Genomic DNA, 16,482 nt, shown 5'->3' on the forward strand with positions numbered 1-16,482 from the left:
CTCTCATTATAACTGGCTAAAGGCTTTGTCAAAAGCAGCTAAGGTGCGGTCTAGATCCTCATAAGAATGAGCACTTGATAAGAAGTTGCTTTCATACTGAGATGGAGCAATATAAACCCCTTCTTGCAAAAGTAGCCCATGTGCCTTGGCAAAAAGTTGATGGTCTGCTTGTTTAGAATCCTCAAAATTCAATACTGTTTTTTCTGAGAAGAAAAATCCAAACATGGTTCCAACAGAAACCACTTGGAGGGCTAGCCCATGCTTTTCAGCTAATTTACGGATACCTTGACAGAGGTAGTCTGTCTTTTCAACAGTTTGTTCAAAGACTTCTTTGGTCAAAAGGCGTAAGTTTTCATAACCAGCTGCCATGGCGATTGGATTTCCTGATAAAGTACCCGCTTGATATATATCTCCTAAAGGAGCAATTTGGTTCATGTATTGAGCTTTTCCACCAAAAGCAGCTACTGGGAAACCACCACCGATGACTTTTCCCAGACAGATCAAATCTGGATCAACTTGATACAAGCCCACAGCCCCTTGATAATGAGCACGAAAACCAGTCATGACTTCATCAATGATAAAGAGAGAACCAGCTTCTGTCGTCAGACGGCGAATCTCTTCGATGAATTCTTTATGGCCTGGAATCAAGCCCATGTTTCCTGCAATGGCTTCTACAATGACACAAGCGATTTCATGACCATGCTCTTCAAAACAAGTTCGCAATGCATCTAAGTCGTTATAAGGAAGGGCAATCGTCTCACGCGCCACCTCAGGTATCACACCTGCAGAATCTGCAATGCCAAAACTTGCTACACCAGACCCCGCTTGAACCAAGAAAGAATCACTATGACCATGGTAGCAACCAATAAATTTCACTACCTTTGGTCTTTTAGTAATCCCACGCGCTAAACGGATGGCACTCATGGTTGCCTCTGTTCCAGAATTGACCATTCGAATTCTCTCTACAAAAGGGAGACGTTCTTTAATAAGCTTGCCTAGTTTGATTTCACGTGGACTCGGTGCACCATAACTAGTACCTTCCCATAGGGCATCTTGTACTTTTTCAAGAACATCTTTAGGAGCATGTCCTAAAATCATTGGTCCCCAAGAGAGCACGTAATCCACAAATTGATTCCCATCTACATCATAGAGATAAGCTCCTTGAGCATGGTCTATAAAGAGAGGATTGCCACCAACTGCCTTAAAAGCTCGTACAGGGCTATTGACACCACCTGGGAAAATGGATTCTGCCTCCTTGAAGTAATCATTTGATTGTGTTCGTTTCATGTTTCAACCTAGCCTTTCAAATATCCTGCTACATCCTTGGCAAAATAAGATATGATTAAATCCGCTCCTGCTCGTTTCATTCCGATGAGACTTTCCAGGACCACTGCTCTCTCATCAATCCAACCTTGGGCAGCAGCAGCCTTCACCATACTGTATTCCCCACTGACATTGTATGCCACAAGTGGAAGATCGCTTTGATTTCGTATATCTCTTAAGACATCTAAGAAGGCAAGAGCCGGTTTTACCATTAGGAAATCTGCTCCTTCTTCCTCATCACTTTGAGCCTCCCGCAGAGCTTCTAAACGGTTTGCTGGATCCATCTGATAGGTTTTTCTATCACCAAATGCCGGAGCACTCTCACCAGCATCACGAAATGGTCCATAAAAACTAGAAGCAAATTTAACCGAATAAGACATAATCGGTACCATGTCAAAGCCAGACTTGTCTAAGCCTTCTCGAATCGCTGCAACATATCCATCCATGGCATTGGACGGCGCAATGATATCTGCTCCCGCTTCAGCTTGACTAATCGCTACTTGGACTAAGCGTTCCAAAGAAAGATCGTTCACAACCGTTTCACCATCTAGAATGCCACAATGGCCATGATTCGTAAATTCACAGAGACAGGTATCTGCTACAAGAATGAGATCTGGATAGTGTTGCTTGATCAAGCGAAGGGCTTTTTGAACAATTCCATCCGGATTAGAAGCTTCTGAACCAACTTCATCTTTAAGAGCTGGAATTCCAAAGATTATAAAAGATTTAATCCCGAGTTGTACACAGGATTCGACTTCTTCCAGAAGATCTGCTAAGGAAAATTGATAGACTCCTGGCATGGAAGCCACTTCTTCTTTTTGCTCTAGATTCTCCTTTACAAAGAGGGGTTGAATAAAGTCATTGACACTGAGAGTCGTTTCTCTTACTAAATCTCTCATTAGAGAATTCTTTCTTAATCTACGATGTCTTTTAAAATTCATTTTATTGCATCTCCTTTATGATCAGCTCAACCAATTTCACCATTGATGGACTTGAAGGAATATAGTTTACGGAAACACCACAATCTAAAACAGCTTTTGCTGTAGTCTCTCCAATAACACCAATTTGGTGATGTTTTGGCAAAGAAAGCCCTTCTTGATAAAAAACATCCCAGGCTGATGGACTAGCAAAGGTCCATACACATGGTTCTTTTAAGGATAGAAGCTCTCTTATTTTAGCGATTCCCTCTTGATTGGCAACAGTTTGATAGAGGGGCCAAGCATAAACATCATGCCCCAATTCTTGTAACATTTTTGGATAAATTGGATTAGCAAGATCACTGTGAGGGAACAAGATAGATTGATGCTCCCCATATTGACTACCCCACTCCTTGATAAAATCCACTCCATACTGGCTAGTCGACTCAAAGGTAACATCAATATGATGTTCTTTTAATAACTTACTTGTTTGACTTCCAATAGAAGCAATTTTAAAATCAGGTTTTAAATAGGGAAGAAATAATTGGACTGTATTGGCACTAGTGAAAAAGACCCAATCAGCTTTTTTCAGTTTCTCATTTAAAATTGGTGGAACAGGATTACCTTGCGTGCAAATCAGTGGCGCATGTAACCAGCCAACTTGTTTTTGTTCCAGTAAAGTTTGTAATTCGACAGAGGGTTTTTGTTCTCTTGTAAAAATAATTAAGCTTCCCACCATTTGTCTGTTAAGGCCCCTTTATCTATTAATTGCTCCAGAGCACGTTTGGGAAGATCGCTACCATCCTTAGACGTAAGAGCTACATAAAGGCAACGATCTTTGGCATCCGCTAACATAGTCTCTAAGCGATAGTGACCATCGATATATTGAGCATGAGCTCCTACTGGGAAGGTACAATCCGCATTCATCAAGCTTAAGAAACTTCTTTCCAATTGGATGCAGTTTTCTACTTCTTTATCATGGATAGAAGCCAATATTTCCAGGACTTCCTCATCATCTTCACGACATTCAACGGCTAATGCCCCTTGCGAAACTGCAGGAATGAATTCGTTTGGATCTAGAAATTCTATATTCAAAGATGGAGATTGGTCCAAATAACCAATCCGTTTCAAGCCAGCAACGGCTAGCACGATAGCATCGCATTCGCATTCTTGTAATTTCCGAATTCTAGAATCAATATTGCCACGTAAGGGTTTAAATTGAAGATCGCTTCTTAAACTTTGTAGTTGCACCTGGCGACGAATACTACTGGTCCCTACAACGGCTCCTTGAGGAAGAGTGGTCAAGGTCATCCCTTCTTCTCTAAAAATCAGACAGTCTCTGACATCTTCTCTCTCCGGTATGGCTCCAATGGTACAGCCATCCACAAGAATAGAAGGAACATCTTTTAAACTATGGATCGCTATATCAATGTCTTTATTCAAGAGAGCCTGTTCAATTTCCTTTACAAAAACGCCTTTTCCCCCAATGGTTTGAAGAGATACATGTACTAAACGATCTCCCTGAGTTTTATAAGGGACCAATTCAAAGTCAACCTCAGGATGGCATTCTTTTAAACGTTGTACCACCATTTTGGTTTGGGTCATGGCCAACTGGCTTTTTCTTGTTCCAACTTTAATGCTTCTCATGGTTTACTCCCTTTCCACTATGAAGATCGAAGATTTTTGCAATCAAGGCAATATCATATTCTGAATTTTCTCCAACAGACATTTCTTTTAATTGCAACAAAGGCTCCTTTAAGATCTGATTGATGATGCTCTTCATATGCTTGGAAATTTGTTTCTTTTCCCGTTCGGTGAGATCTGGAAGTTTGCGTAATAAACTTTCCATTGCCGATTGCTGAGCCTGGATAGCTTTTTCTCGAATTTCTTGAATCAAAGGGATTATGCCTAATTGCTGCTTCCACTCTTCAAAGCTCACTAGTTCACTGGAGATCTCTACTTCGATATTCTTTGCAATTTCATTTCTTTCTTCAAAGAAAGCTTGCAATTCACTGGTGATATTTTCAATATTGTGAATGGTAATAGACGAATTGGGATGACAAGTTCGTGGCAAACATAAGTCAAAAACGATAGCTCCTGCTTTTACCATATCAGGATAGAGGATATAGCCTTCTGACTTAATGGCTGTGAAAATAATATCCGCATCCTTTATAGCATCATCTAAATCATCCCAAGAATAAGCCTGAATACGATCTTCTGTTAAATAAGGATTGGCCTTTGATAGAGTACGGTTGACCAAGCGGATAGACTGAAAGGGACGTTGTAGAACATACTTGGTCACCAATTGGCCAATTTCCCCTAAGCCAATGATAGCGATCTTTGTGTTTTCATAATCAAGGTCTTCCCTATCCAACATTTGTAAAGAAGTCAACCCAATAGACATGGGACGGGCATTAATCCGATAGACATCATGCATTCTTTTTGCAAAGGTAACTGCTTGCCGAAAAGCTTGGTTCAGAACAATCCCAGTAGTTCCAGTTTCTTGCGCAGTCAAAAAAGCCTGCTTTAATTGCCCAAGAACTTGGGTTTCACCAACTATCTTGGAATCTAAACCAATAGATACCCGGAATAAATGTTCTAAGGCCTCATTGCCCTCTTTAAACGTAAGATAAGGCTCCAATTCTTCAATATCTATCTGAAACCAATCCGCTAGAAAGTGCTTGGAATAATACCGACCAGTATGTAACTGATCAACAACTAAGTACAACTCTGTCCGGTTACAGGTTGAAAGGATGACATCCTCCAGAATACTTTTTTCTGCTTTTAATTTTTTGAGCGCAGAAATTTTTTCCTCATCAGAAAAATGTACTCGCTCTAAAACTGATAAGGGTGCTACACGATGTGTGACACCAACATATAATAAATACATTCTATCCGCCTCGTTCTTATAATTGATCTAAAAGTTGTTCTATCTTTTTTCTAACTTCTTTTGAGCGCGATGGAGATAAACCATTGGTAGAAATCATGACGGATAATTCATTATTTGATGCAATTGCAACATTATAAAAGTCGGAATTTTTCTTATCCCCTGTATTATTCACGAACTGACTAGGGTGAGCCTCTTCCATCACTTTTTTATTGATATCCTGGTTATCAGTGCAGGCAAAAACTAGTTTAGCTCCCTCCAAATCACCTGTTTGATAGCTTCTTTGAACCCATTCAACCTGTGATTTAGGAATTTCTTCATTGAGTTCAGGACTAATGACTGTAACCTTCGCTCCTTCAGACAACAAGGTCTTAATTTTACGAGCTGCCACTTTTCCTCCACCAATCACCACTACTGGTTTATTTTGGATATTCATCATGACAGGATACATGGCTATTTCTCCTCTTTTCTTTCTCTAAAAATCTTAGCGCTTCGTTTATAGACTGTATCTTTGACATCTAAACGGTGGTTGACCAAACGGGCCGCCACAAAAAAGTAATCTGACAAGCGATTAATATAAATCAGTCCAACCTCGTTAACTGTTTCATCTGCTTCAATCACAGCGACCATTCTTCTCTCTAAGCGCCGTGTCATAGTACGAGCTACATGAAAGAGACTCGCAATTCGATGTCCACCAGGAATAATGAAACGATCAATTTTTTCAGGAATGTGCATATAAGCATCCATTTTTTCTTCTAGGAAGGTAATATCGGATTCTTTTTGCTTATATGGTCTTAATTCTCTAGGAGTGGCAAGGTCGCTTCCACAATCGAACAAGTGTTGCTGAATTTCTTCACATTCTTCTCTGATATCATCTAATTCTTTGTATTCCTTCATCTCAGATACCAGGTAGCCAACTTGAGAGCACAATTCATCCATGGTCCCGTATGCTTCCACACGAATATGTGTTTTGGATACACGATCACCGCCATATAGACGGGTAAACCCTTTATCCCCATACTTTGTGTAAATTCTCATTAAAGCTCTTCTCCGTTCATAATCTGGTAAATCTTCTTCATATCGACAGAATCACGAATGACTGCTGCGAGTTTATCATATTGTAAATCTTTAAATTCTTTCAGATCCATAACTTGATCCGTTACGGGTTCCAAGCCTTTTTCAATTCGAATTTGGTTCAAATAATCGCGAGTCCATTGAGAGTTATCAAAGACACCATGGAGATAGGTCCCTTGAATTCGTTTGTCTGGTGAAACAGCTCCATCATGTCTGCTTGTTTCCTCACCATTCTGAAGAATGATACGAGAAAATGGTGTCAAGCTATCTGATATCTCTGTTTCCCCCATATGGATTTCGTAACCTTCCAGAATTTGACCTTCGTGTTCTGCCTGGACTTGGGTTGTCCGTTTTGTTCCCTGCATCTGCGTTACGATATCCAGCAGCCCTAGCCCTTCAATTTCATCCAATTCAGACTCGACATGATTAGGATCAGAAATCGTCTTGCCTAATAACTGGAAACCTCCACAAATGCCAAAAATGCGAATACCTCGATCAGCACACTGCTGGATTTTCTCGACAATCCCTGCATTTTGTAAGACTTGCATATCTTCAATCGTATTCTTACTTCCAGGCAAAATCAGAAGATCCGGATTCCCAATCTCATCACCTGGCATGACATAACGGACCGAAACGTCCGGTTGAATTTCCAAACTATGAAAATCGGTGAAGTTAGAGATCCGTTTCAAGGTAATAATAGCCACATCAAGATCTTTTTCCTGATTAAAAGTGCGTCCCTTATTACCTAAAGCTACACTATCTTCGCTATCAATGTCAATGTCTGCATAAGGAACAACTCCCAATACCGGTACTTGAGTGAGCTCTTCAATCATATCAATACCTGATTGAAGCAGGGCTACATCCCCCCTAAATTTGTTGATCAAAACCCCTTTGATGCGCTTACGATCTTCTTCTGGCATTAGTTCAATTGTCCCATAAATAGAGGCAAAAACTCCTCCTTTGTCAATATCCGCTACTAAAATGACAGGCGCATCGACCAAACGCGCCATTCCCATGTTGACGATATCCCGTTCGTTTAAGTTGATTTCTGCTGGACTACCCGCACCTTCTAGGATAATGGCATCGTATTCCTGGTCTAATTCTTGGTAAACTTCTTTGATTTTAGGCAGTAACTCCTGCTTAAATTCATGATAATCCACCGCATCCATATCTTTAAGGACTTTGCCCATAAAAACAACTTGGGATTTACGATCCGAAGTTGGTTTCAGTAGGACAGGATTCATGCGAACATCTGGATCGATCCCTGCGGCTTCTGCTTGCACGACCTGAGCTCTCCCCATCTCAAATCCTTTTTTGGTGATAAAAGAATTTAAAGCCATATTTTGGGATTTAAAGGGAACAACCGTGTAACCATCTTGTTTTAAAATACGACACAAACCTGCGGCAATTAAACTTTTACCTGCATCGGAAGCCGTCCCCTGAATCATTAACGATTTTGCCATAAATATCCTTCTTTCAACTGATCGAATAGAATCTCTTCATTTTCAACTAAAGGCGTTTGGATGGCCTGATGGAGTTTGACAATCCATGGGACCGAAAGACCAGCATCTAGTAGAATCTCTTCTTGTTGAAATACTTCGTATTTTGTCCCTTGGGTCATGATTTTTCCTTTTTTGATCAGGTAGGCATAGTCACAACAGTCATACATGAGATCCATGTCATGGCTTGTCACAATAATGCTCGTCCCATTGGAGACTAGTTTTTTCATAATCATCGCCATTTGATCTCGTCCTTTCGGATCAAGACCAGCTGTCGGCTCATCTAAGAGCAAAAAGCGCGGTTTGAGGGCCAACATTCCCGCAATAGCAACTTTCTTCTTTTGACCATAACTTAAGTATTGTACCGGACGGTCCTGCAACTCTTTGATATCCATTAACTCAATAGCTTCTTGCACTCGTTTATCGCATTCCTCTTTCGAATACCCTAAATTCTCCAAAGCCATTCCGATATCATCTTTTGCAATGGTATAAAATAGTTGTTGTTCCGGATTTTGAAACACCATATTGACTTCTTGTCGATAAGCAAATAAATCTTTCTTTTTGTCTTGAATGAGCTGCTGATCCAAATAAACACTCCCTTCTTGGGGTTTAAGCAGTTTGGTCATCACCTTCATCAACGTAGATTTCCCTGAACCATTGGTACCAATGATCCCGGTAATTTTACCTTCCATGAACTCCATATTCACATGGTCTAAGGCTTTTAAATCATCAAACAAAACCGTAATATTCTCTAATTTCAACATATTTTTATTCCTCCTCATCGAGTTCTTTAGCTTGCGCAAATTTCAAAGTTAAGACATCATTTAAGCGCTGGTTATCCGCTAATAATTTAACAAACAAGGTATTGGCTAATCTTCCCCAGCCAAGATAAGATTTTTTCTTATTAACAAATGAAAATTTCAAATCTAAGGTATCTCGAATGGTTAAAAATTCGATTAATACTAAAAAGATAAAACGATACATCAGTACGATTAATTCCATTAGGATATCCGGCAAATGAAGTCTTTTACAGAGTTTCATCATTTGGTTAAAAGGAATGGTTAAAGCCATAAAATAGGTTGAAATTAAAGAACAATAAATTCTCATAACAATTGGTCCAACTTGTTTGGCAGAAGAATGAAAAACTCCTAAATAGCCATGACTTCCAACTGGTATCGCCATTAAAAATTGATGACTATTTTCACCGTAACTAATAACAAAAGTAGCCATACTTAATAAAATGAAAATAGAAGGATAACGAAACCAACTCAAGTATTTTAAAACTGGAAGTTTAGCAATATAACAAGTTAAGGGAATCATAATAACAATTAACAGTATTTGTAAGGGAAGAAAACCAGAAAATGAAATTACCATTAATATAATAAATAGAATGAATTTATTTAATTCTGGAACATCAGTCCATCGATTATTATAAGCGTAGCGATCAATTACAAACATAGTTTCCTCCCATACAAATGCTAAATGAAATATTTATTTATCTTGATGCTTCTTCCCTCTTTGGTAGCCGATGACATAGAAGATAATCCCTGCACCGATACTACCTTGTAGGGTAAAGAGTAAGCTCTCTACTTCTGATCCTGGTGGTTCAAACAATGGTGAAAACCAAGGTTTATAGTCCTTTTGAATAGTCGAAATAGCATTTTCTGCGGCATCATCCGTACCACTATATTCTACTCCTTTAGGGGCAAATAAGAAAGCACCGACAATAATTACAACAATAGCTGCTAATAACAAAAGATTCTTATGTTTTTTCATAGGAATAGACCCTCTCTTTCACTAGCATTTTCTGAAATCAAGTTATAGAAGATTACTGTAAGTAGTCCTTCTACAATCGCAATTGGAATTTGTGTAATGAGAAAGACTCCCAAGAACTTAATGGTAGATCCGAATACTCCTGTAGTTGGATCTGGGAAAACCAGGCCAAGTTGAAGGGAAGTTGTTGCATAAGTTGCCAAGTCAGCAATCATCGCACACAAGAAGAGTGAGACTGGTTTAGATAGTTTCAAAGAGCGACTGAATTTATAAACTGCAAATCCGACAAAAGGACCAACTACAGCCATTGAGAAGGCATTAGCACCAAGTGTTGTCAAACCACCGTGGGCTAAAAGAAGAGCTTGGAACAACAAACAAATGGTTCCTAAGACACTAATAACAGATGGCCCAAACATCGCAGTTCCCAAACCTACACCAGTTGGGTGAGAGCTAGATCCAGTTACGGAAGGGATTTTCAATGAAGATAAGATAAAGATGAAGGCACCTGACAAGGCCAACATGGTTTTAGAATTTGGATCTTTTGAAACAATCTTCTTAATCTTGATCAAACCGAAGATGAAGAATGGTAAAAATAGCAAGAACCATACAATACACCATACCAAAGGGAGATAGCCTTCCATAATGTGCATGGCAGATACAGGTTGCGGTCTAAAGATGAATAGCAATACCAAAAGAGCAATTGCTAGCATTTTTTTATTTCGTTTCATAATATCACTCCTTTTTCATTACCCCAATGGATGTTTTTTAACCAATAGGGTTGTAAAATAATCTAATTTGTCATCGACAGTTAATTCTGATACTCCGTATAGGATTTTCTGCTTATCTGTGGAAGCATGGCTCACTAGAAATGTTTTTTCGATCAAGTTGTGTTTTTCCAATAAAGGAAGAACGACATCCAAATGTCTAGCCACCTTCATAATGACCACAGTATCATGAATTGCCAAGGCTTGGTCAATCTTATCAGCTTCTGCTGTAGCAGGTACCACTGCAAAGGATTCTTCATCCATGGTTAAAGGTTGCCCCAGGACAGAAGCCATACTACCAAATGAGGTAATTCCAGGAATCGTTTGGGTATTGATACCATCCCCAATTAATCTCAACAGATAACTATAGGTACTATAGACCATTGGATCCCCTAATGTGATAAAGCCGACATTCTTCCCAGCTTTTACATCTTCTACAATTTCAGCAGCAATTTGTTCCCATTGAGGTTCCTTCTTTTCTAAGGAACGAACCATTGGAAAGTGGCGTTGTTTAATCTCTAGATGATCACTGACATAGGGACTCGCAATCGTCAATGCCACACTCTTGGAACCGCGTTTGGCTTCAGGAGTGTACAAAATATCCAATGTTTGCAGAATATTTTTGGCTTTAACGGTTACGAGTTCACTGTCTCCTGGACCAATCCCAATACCGTAAAATGTTGCCATTTTAGACCTCCTATTTAATAATCTTTTCTAAGTGTTGAACATAGAGTTCTTGAACACTTGGGTATTCACCAAGTCCAATCAAGTGTGTCTCTACTTGGTAGCCTTTTTCTGTAAAGAAGTGTTTCCATGATCCTTCTTCATCCGAACACAAATCATTGGTAGCATGATCGCCAGCCACTAACATAAAGGGAGCAAGATGAACTTTTTTAACGCCTTTAGCTTCCAGACGTTTTTCGAGTAACTCTACCGGAGGATAAGACTCGACACAGCCGATATAGACAGCTTCATCCGTCAACATATGATCCAAAGCGGCGTAGGCAGTAAAGGCATAATGCTGACTACCATGTCCCATAAGGATGGTTGCTTCGTCTACATCATCATTATTGTATTCTTTTACAAGAATATTTGCAACATTTTCATAATCTTCTTCACTAAAAAGAAGAGGTTTCCCGATTTTTAGAAGTTCAAAATCTTCTTTAAACTGGTTGGCTTGGTGAACCACTTTTTCATACTCACTTCCCAAGATAATGTGGAGTGGTTGAATATAAACTTCCTTGACACCATCCTTTTTCAATTGTTCCAATAATTGGTTCACAGTTGGAACTGAGATTCCTTCATTTTCTTTAATGCGCTTAATGACAACATTTGAAGTGAAGGCACGGTGGACCTGAAAATCTGGGAACCGCTGTTGGATCGTCTCTTCACAGGCTTGAATGGTTTTCTTTCGTGTATCAGGATAGGTAGTACCGAAACTGACAACAATAATCGCTTTAGTCATTTTCACTTTCCCTTCTAAAAAAAGTTTGGCAAGCTTCACAAACCGATTTTAAGGTTCTCTCTTCTGTTTCAATCAACTGATGATAGCCAGCTTTTTCCAATACAGACCTAGTATTGTCTCCCATAATGACAATCGGTTTCTCTTTCCAATTCTCTTGGGTTTTCTCTGCCATCAACACAAAGTGGTAAGCTGCGGCAGAGTTTGGCAAACAGATCAGCTGGATATCCTCTGCATGGTAAGCAAAAGATTCACTTTCAAAGGCCACAGAATGAGTGGTGTGGATCGGGAAGTTCAAAACTTCTGCTACTGCTTTTTGCTTAATATCAGAAGTGAGAATGATCCAGTTTCCTTCTTGCTCCCTCATCCGTTTCACAAAATTCTCTTCTGCAACATCATTGATTTGATCATAGAGGCGAATACCTGCTTCTTTAATGGTCTTGATGGTATGATGACCACTTGCTACAATCTTCAAATGACTGAGACTCCGAATATCCAGATCTTCTTGTTGCAAATAGGCAACAAAGAAGTTCCAAGAGCTTGGGTCTGTCACTACTAAACCGTCGATGCTAGAAAGTTGAGGAAGTTGCAGTTCTTTTGCAAGTAATTTACTTGGTGACTGAAAAGCATACACCGTCGCCCCAGCATCCTTCAATAGTTTAGGAAGCTTGGCATTAGGAGTTTCTTGCACCAAAACGGTTCGACCGAACAAAGGCAGTTTTTCATGGTAGTTCAATTCCTCACGAAAAGCAACAACGTCCCCAATCACAATCAAACTCGGTGCTTTCATCTGGTGTTTTTCAGCCAGTTCAACAATGGTCTCTAATTTTCCATCGATCGAGCGTTGTTGAGGATGAGTAGCCCATTCGATAATCGCAACCGGAGTTTCCTTATCGTAACCACGAACCATCAATTCTTCACAAATGGTCTGCAAGTTTTTCATTCCCATAAGGAAGACTAAAGTTCCTTTTAAGTGGGAAATCGCATCCCAGTTCAATGCTTCACTGGCATCTTGTAGATGGCCAGTAAAGACATGGAAGCTAGTCGCGATATTTCTAAAGGTCATGGGAATACCTGCATAGGCAAGGCCTGCTATAGCTGAGGTAATTCCTGGTACAACTTCAAAGGGAATCCCTTCTTGAATAAGAGTTTGAGCTTCCTCTCCTCCTCGGCCAAAGATATAGGGATCGCCACTTTTTAGGCGAACAACTTTTTTCCCTTCTTTGGCTTTTGCAACCAAGACTTCTTCAATTTTTTCTTGAGAAACACAAGGTTGATTAGGAATCTTACCAACATAGATCTTTTCACAGTTCGCTTTTGTGTAGGACAGAAGCATAGGATTTACTAAGCGGTCATAGATGAGAACATCCGCTTCTTCAAGTCTCCGTGCTCCTTTAAGAGAGATTAATTCTTCATCTCCTGGACCCGCACCTACTAAACTAACAAAGCCGCTCATCCATTCACCTCTTTCTTTAAATGAGTTTCCAATTCCTCAATAGTTGACACTACTTTAGGATAGTTGACAATAGGTCGTGAAATAATCACACAATCCATTCCAAGTTCTTGACAGCCTTCGATTTTTTCTCGAATCCCACCAATACTTCCACTTTCTTTGGAAACAAACACTTCCGCTTTGGAGCGAGCCAGCAATTGCTTGTTGCACTCTTTAGAGAAAGGAGCCTTTATCGCATCAATTTGATCCGGAACAAGTCCCAACTCTTCACAACCTTTTAAAACTTCTGAAGTCGGAAGAACACGAACCACAATACGTGACTCTGGTAAACCATGGACAAATAATGGCAAAGTTTTGCTTCCAGTTCCTAAGTAGACTGTTTTATACTGTTTCTCTTTGATGTATTCAATGGCTTCTTCTGTTGAATGGACAACGGTAGCACCAGATAAGTCGAGGGTAGCTTGTCTTTCGAAGCGCACATAGGGAATTCCCGCCTGATTGGCTGCTTTCATCGCTTCTTGAGAGACAATATCCGCAAAGGGATGGGAAGCATCAATAATTTCATCTACGTCATTCTCTTTGATGAAAGCCACCATTTGGTCAGCCGTCATTCTCCCTTGGACCACGTCCTGCCCAAATTTTGAAGCTAAATGGCGGCCATAATCTGATACAACAGAGGTAGTCACCGGAATATTCTGTTGCGAGAGGAATTCAAGAATCTCTGTACTTTCAGCTGTTCCACCAAAAAGTAGTTTCATCATAGTGTATATCCTCGAGGTGTAATCATGCGTCCATTTTTCACATAAGTTTCTTTGTTTCCAACAATTACAATCGTTGTCATATCTACAAGAGTTTCATCCAAGTCTTCAATCGTAGTAAGAATAATTTCTTCTTCCTTACGTCCGATATCCTTCCCAATTCCGACAATCGTGTCTTTCGATTTGTATTGAGACATAATTTCAAGTGCTCTTGCTAAGTGCTCTGGACGACCTTTACTTCTTGGGTTGTAGAGACATACGACAAAATCACCTTGTGCTGCTGCATGAAGACGTTTTTCAATCATTTCCCATGGAGTCATCAAGTCACTAAGTGAAATATGACAGAAGTCATTCATGAGAGGTGCTCCCATAACTGCAGCTGCTCCTAGGCTTGCTGTAATTCCTGGTACCACTTTCACTTCAAGAGGATCGTTCTCTTCTAATAACTCAAGGATCAAACCAGCCATTCCATAAACACCGGCATCACCACTAGAAACAACCCCAACATTTTTTCCAGTTTCGTGAGCTAGATCAATGGCTTTTTGACAGCGTTCAATTTCATGACGCATCCCAGTCGCAACCATTTCTTTGTCTTTTACTAAATCTTTAATCAAGCGCATGTAGGTAGAATACCCTACAATAATTTCACAATCCTTGATTGCTTCCAATGCCTCTTGAGACATCAATTCTTCTTTACCTGGGCCAAGTCCAATAACGTATAACATATGTATTTCTCCTTAAATTTAATAATTAATAATTGTTAACTAATTTACCAAGTGCAAATGTTGCACCATTTTGTGCGAACCGTTGGGTCAGCACATTTCCTTTACTTGCAAGATCAGCGCTAGCAAGCGCCACACTTCCAACCCCAACAGTTTTCTTGACAAATTCTGATTGCGGATATTTATCCGCCACCACTAGCAGTTCCTCCTTAGTGTAGGTGTGGAAAGGACAGTCAAGGTGTTGGGCCAATTCTAGTATAGCCTGTTCATTTTTTTTGACATCAATACTAGCAATTTTTGCAATTTCTGAACCAGAGATTCCCTCTTGCTCACAAAAGGCACGAAAAGATTCCATAAACGTTGAAGGTGGAAGATCCTTCTTTGCTCCAACTCCTAAAACATAGGGTTTTGGATGAATCAGGGCTACCACTTCTTCGTCAACCTCAACTGCTTGAGAGGTCAACCAAATAAATGGGCTCTTAGTAGCAAGGACTTCCTGAATCTGATTTTCTTCAATTACTGTTAGCCCTCTCAGGTCAGATACCCAAGGCTTTTCTTGATAAAAATAGACACAGTCCTTATTCGCTAGATAAGAATTAAATACTTTCACTAAGGGGCGCAATTCTTCCCGCCACCCATTTACTTCTTTAGCAATATTATCTAGCGCTACAACATTTTGTGTATCTGTTGCGGTCGTGATTACTGGATTTGAATCCAATAATTCAGCAATTTTAAGTGTAACCTGATTGGCCCCACCTAAGTGACCGCTCAACAAACTAATCACATGATTGGCTTTTTCATCCATAACGATCACAGCAGGATCAGTTGTTTTATCTTTAATAACTGGGGCAATGCCTCTAACAACCGCACCTATCGCCATGATACAAATTAAGACATCCACCTCTTGAAATACCGTCCGAAGCCCTTCAATGACACGACCTTCAATCGGTACCGTTCGTGAGTCAGCGATTTTCACAGTGGTATAGACCGGACAATCAATCCCAAGTTTTTCCTTGAGCTCTAGTCCTAGATTTTTTGCATTGTTGGTAACCGCCACAATGGCGTAACGAGGGGAATCATTTAGCATGCGAACTCAATCCTTTACGGAATTCATGGTGAAAATCTTTGTGATAGAGCTTAGAGTAGTAAAACTCTTCACCCAAGAAATCTCCAACTAAAATCAAGGCAGTTTTTCTAATTTTAGCTTCTTTGACCTTCTCAGCAATGGTCTCCAATGTCCCAAAGACCTTGCGCTCATCTGGCCAAGTTGCCTTATAAATCACAGCGACAGGAGTTTCTTTGGGATAGCCACCCTCGACCAATTCAGCCACCACTTTTTCAATACCCTGTACAGATAAGAAAATGGCCATTGAGGTTCTGTGTTGAGCATAACTTCGGAGTGATTCCCGATCAGGAACAGGGGTCCGTCCAGCCATACGAGTGATAATTACACTCTGAGAAACTTCAGGGACTGTATATTCTGTTCCGATACTTGAGGCAGCTCCTAGGAAAGAGCTCACTCCAGGAATACAGTCAAATTCAATTCCTCTCTTCTTCATCTCTTCTGTTTGCTCACGAATGGAACCATAGATAGAGAAATCCCCTGTTTGTAAGCGAACGACATCTTTTCCAGCCTTCACCGCTTCTTCCATGACATCGATAATTTCCATCAAATGCATAGACGCACTATCATGAATCTCGGCACCTTCCTTACAATATTGAAGAAGATCAGGATTCACAAGTGAACCCGCATAAATGACCACGTCCGCTTGGGATAATTTTCGATAACCTTTTAGGGTAATGAGTTCCACATCACCGGGTCCAGCGCCTACAAAATGTACAATTGACAT

Annotated in this window: 19 protein-coding genes; all 19 read right to left on the minus strand. The window is 40.1% G+C overall.

Going from position 1 to position 16,482, the window contains the following annotated elements; genetic code table 11:
• Window positions 1-6: 6 nt before the first annotated feature.
• Genes hemL through SM122_RS02670 form a run of 19 tightly spaced genes read right to left on the minus strand, consistent with a single transcriptional unit; the run spans window position 7 to window position 16,482 of the window.
• Window positions 7-1,287, minus strand: coding sequence for a glutamate-1-semialdehyde 2,1-aminomutase (hemL, locus tag SM122_RS02580; protein WP_118095011.1), 1,281 nt, complete (start codon window positions 1,285-1,287; stop codon window positions 7-9).
• 8 nt (window positions 1,288-1,295) lie between these two features.
• Window positions 1,296-2,264: a porphobilinogen synthase gene (gene hemB / locus SM122_RS02585; RefSeq protein ID WP_118095009.1), complete on the minus strand. Its 969-nt coding sequence runs from the start codon at window positions 2,262-2,264 to the stop codon at window positions 1,296-1,298.
• A gap of 1 nt (window position 2,265) precedes the next feature.
• Window positions 2,266-2,979, minus strand: a complete 714-nt coding sequence (locus SM122_RS02590; protein ID WP_324737768.1) for a uroporphyrinogen-III synthase — start codon at window positions 2,977-2,979, stop codon at window positions 2,266-2,268.
• The gene (gene hemC / locus SM122_RS02595) at window positions 2,964-3,887 is read right to left on the minus strand and encodes a hydroxymethylbilane synthase (RefSeq protein WP_155199522.1); all 924 of its coding nucleotides are present in this window, start codon (window positions 3,885-3,887) and stop codon (window positions 2,964-2,966) included. The genes SM122_RS02590 and hemC overlap by 16 nt, the downstream gene beginning before the upstream one ends.
• On the minus strand, window positions 3,874-5,130 hold the full coding sequence (hemA, locus tag SM122_RS02600) for a glutamyl-tRNA reductase (protein ID WP_214259604.1): 1,257 nt from the start codon (window positions 5,128-5,130) through the stop codon (window positions 3,874-3,876). Before hemA ends, hemC begins: the two co-directional genes overlap by 14 nt.
• A gap of 16 nt (window positions 5,131-5,146) precedes the next feature.
• Window positions 5,147-5,578: a precorrin-2 dehydrogenase/sirohydrochlorin ferrochelatase family protein gene (locus SM122_RS02605; protein WP_155169109.1), complete on the minus strand. Its 432-nt coding sequence runs from the start codon at window positions 5,576-5,578 to the stop codon at window positions 5,147-5,149.
• A gap of 2 nt (window positions 5,579-5,580) precedes the next feature.
• The gene (locus SM122_RS02610; protein ID WP_049474854.1) at window positions 5,581-6,165 is read right to left on the minus strand and encodes a cob(I)yrinic acid a,c-diamide adenosyltransferase; all 585 of its coding nucleotides are present in this window, start codon (window positions 6,163-6,165) and stop codon (window positions 5,581-5,583) included.
• Complete coding sequence (locus SM122_RS02615; protein WP_324737769.1) at window positions 6,165-7,664, minus strand: cobyric acid synthase; 1,500 nt, start codon at window positions 7,662-7,664, stop codon at window positions 6,165-6,167. The genes SM122_RS02610 and SM122_RS02615 overlap by 1 nt, the downstream gene beginning before the upstream one ends.
• Window positions 7,649-8,464 (minus strand): energy-coupling factor ABC transporter ATP-binding protein, encoded by an 816-nt coding sequence (locus SM122_RS02620; protein ID WP_155169105.1) that lies wholly within the window; start codon window positions 8,462-8,464, stop codon window positions 7,649-7,651. Before SM122_RS02620 ends, SM122_RS02615 begins: the two co-directional genes overlap by 16 nt.
• A 4-nt stretch (window positions 8,465-8,468) precedes the next feature.
• Window positions 8,469-9,158: a CbiQ family ECF transporter T component gene (locus tag SM122_RS02625; protein WP_049472703.1), complete on the minus strand. Its 690-nt coding sequence runs from the start codon at window positions 9,156-9,158 to the stop codon at window positions 8,469-8,471.
• Between the two features lie 33 nt (window positions 9,159-9,191).
• Window positions 9,192-9,476 carry an energy-coupling factor ABC transporter substrate-binding protein gene (locus SM122_RS02630; RefSeq protein ID WP_049472704.1) on the minus strand — a complete coding sequence of 95 codons (285 nt, stop codon included), beginning with the start codon at window positions 9,474-9,476 and terminating at the stop codon, window positions 9,192-9,194.
• Entirely contained in the window at window positions 9,473-10,201 is a 729-nt protein-coding gene (locus SM122_RS02635) for an energy-coupling factor ABC transporter permease (RefSeq protein ID WP_324737770.1), read from the minus strand. Before SM122_RS02635 ends, SM122_RS02630 begins: the two co-directional genes overlap by 4 nt.
• Window positions 10,202-10,219: 18 nt before the next feature.
• A complete protein-coding gene (locus tag SM122_RS02640; RefSeq protein WP_324737771.1) occupies window positions 10,220-10,924 on the minus strand; it encodes a cobalt-factor II C(20)-methyltransferase in 705 nt (234 codons plus the stop codon).
• A gap of 10 nt (window positions 10,925-10,934) precedes the next feature.
• Complete coding sequence (locus SM122_RS02645; RefSeq protein ID WP_324737772.1) at window positions 10,935-11,702, minus strand: sirohydrochlorin cobaltochelatase; 768 nt, start codon at window positions 11,700-11,702, stop codon at window positions 10,935-10,937.
• On the minus strand, window positions 11,695-13,155 hold the full coding sequence (cobA, locus tag SM122_RS02650) for a uroporphyrinogen-III C-methyltransferase (protein WP_324737773.1): 1,461 nt from the start codon (window positions 13,153-13,155) through the stop codon (window positions 11,695-11,697). Before cobA ends, SM122_RS02645 begins: the two co-directional genes overlap by 8 nt.
• A complete protein-coding gene (gene cobK / locus SM122_RS02655) occupies window positions 13,152-13,913 on the minus strand; it encodes a precorrin-6A reductase (protein WP_324737774.1) in 762 nt (253 codons plus the stop codon). The genes cobA and cobK overlap by 4 nt, the downstream gene beginning before the upstream one ends.
• Complete coding sequence (cobJ, locus tag SM122_RS02660; protein ID WP_195327094.1) at window positions 13,910-14,635, minus strand: precorrin-3B C(17)-methyltransferase; 726 nt, start codon at window positions 14,633-14,635, stop codon at window positions 13,910-13,912. Before cobJ ends, cobK begins: the two co-directional genes overlap by 4 nt.
• Before the next feature lie 25 nt (window positions 14,636-14,660).
• Window positions 14,661-15,719, minus strand: a complete 1,059-nt coding sequence (locus tag SM122_RS02665; protein WP_195327093.1) for a cobalt-precorrin 5A hydrolase — start codon at window positions 15,717-15,719, stop codon at window positions 14,661-14,663.
• Entirely contained in the window at window positions 15,709-16,482 is a 774-nt protein-coding gene (locus SM122_RS02670) for a cobalt-precorrin-4 methyltransferase (protein WP_023023490.1), read from the minus strand. The genes SM122_RS02665 and SM122_RS02670 overlap by 11 nt, the downstream gene beginning before the upstream one ends.

The sequence above is a fragment of the Streptococcus gingivalis genome (assembly GCF_035544715.1).
GTDB classification, from domain to species: domain Bacteria; phylum Bacillota; class Bacilli; order Lactobacillales; family Streptococcaceae; genus Streptococcus; species Streptococcus gingivalis.

Coding starts and splice junctions, on each gene's coding strand:
- hemL (WP_118095011.1), bottom strand. CDS start 1,287: ATGAAACGAACACAATCAAATGATTACTTCAAGGAGGCAGAATCCATT.
- hemB (WP_118095009.1), bottom strand. CDS start 2,264: ATGAATTTTAAAAGACATCGTAGATTAAGAAAGAATTCTCTAATGAGA.
- SM122_RS02590 (WP_324737768.1), bottom strand. CDS start 2,979: ATGGTGGGAAGCTTAATTATTTTTACAAGAGAACAAAAACCCTCTGTC.
- hemC (WP_155199522.1), bottom strand. CDS start 3,887: ATGAGAAGCATTAAAGTTGGAACAAGAAAAAGCCAGTTGGCCATGACC.
- hemA (WP_214259604.1), bottom strand. CDS start 5,130: ATGTATTTATTATATGTTGGTGTCACACATCGTGTAGCACCCTTATCA.
- SM122_RS02605 (WP_155169109.1), bottom strand. CDS start 5,578: ATGTATCCTGTCATGATGAATATCCAAAATAAACCAGTAGTGGTGATT.
- SM122_RS02610 (WP_049474854.1), bottom strand. CDS start 6,165: ATGAGAATTTACACAAAGTATGGGGATAAAGGGTTTACCCGTCTATAT.
- SM122_RS02615 (WP_324737769.1), bottom strand. CDS start 7,664: ATGGCAAAATCGTTAATGATTCAGGGGACGGCTTCCGATGCAGGTAAA.
- SM122_RS02620 (WP_155169105.1), bottom strand. CDS start 8,464: ATGTTGAAATTAGAGAATATTACGGTTTTGTTTGATGATTTAAAAGCC.
- SM122_RS02625 (WP_049472703.1), bottom strand. CDS start 9,158: ATGTTTGTAATTGATCGCTACGCTTATAATAATCGATGGACTGATGTT.
- SM122_RS02630 (WP_049472704.1), bottom strand. CDS start 9,476: ATGAAAAAACATAAGAATCTTTTGTTATTAGCAGCTATTGTTGTAATT.
- SM122_RS02635 (WP_324737770.1), bottom strand. CDS start 10,201: ATGAAACGAAATAAAAAAATGCTAGCAATTGCTCTTTTGGTATTGCTA.
- SM122_RS02640 (WP_324737771.1), bottom strand. CDS start 10,924: ATGGCAACATTTTACGGTATTGGGATTGGTCCAGGAGACAGTGAACTC.
- SM122_RS02645 (WP_324737772.1), bottom strand. CDS start 11,702: ATGACTAAAGCGATTATTGTTGTCAGTTTCGGTACTACCTATCCTGAT.
- cobA (WP_324737773.1), bottom strand. CDS start 13,155: ATGAGCGGCTTTGTTAGTTTAGTAGGTGCGGGTCCAGGAGATGAAGAA.
- cobK (WP_324737774.1), bottom strand. CDS start 13,913: ATGATGAAACTACTTTTTGGTGGAACAGCTGAAAGTACAGAGATTCTT.
- cobJ (WP_195327094.1), bottom strand. CDS start 14,635: ATGTTATACGTTATTGGACTTGGCCCAGGTAAAGAAGAATTGATGTCT.
- SM122_RS02665 (WP_195327093.1), bottom strand. CDS start 15,719: ATGCTAAATGATTCCCCTCGTTACGCCATTGTGGCGGTTACCAACAAT.
- SM122_RS02670 (WP_023023490.1), bottom strand. CDS start 16,482: ATGTCAATTGTACATTTTGTAGGCGCTGGACCCGGTGATGTGGAACTC.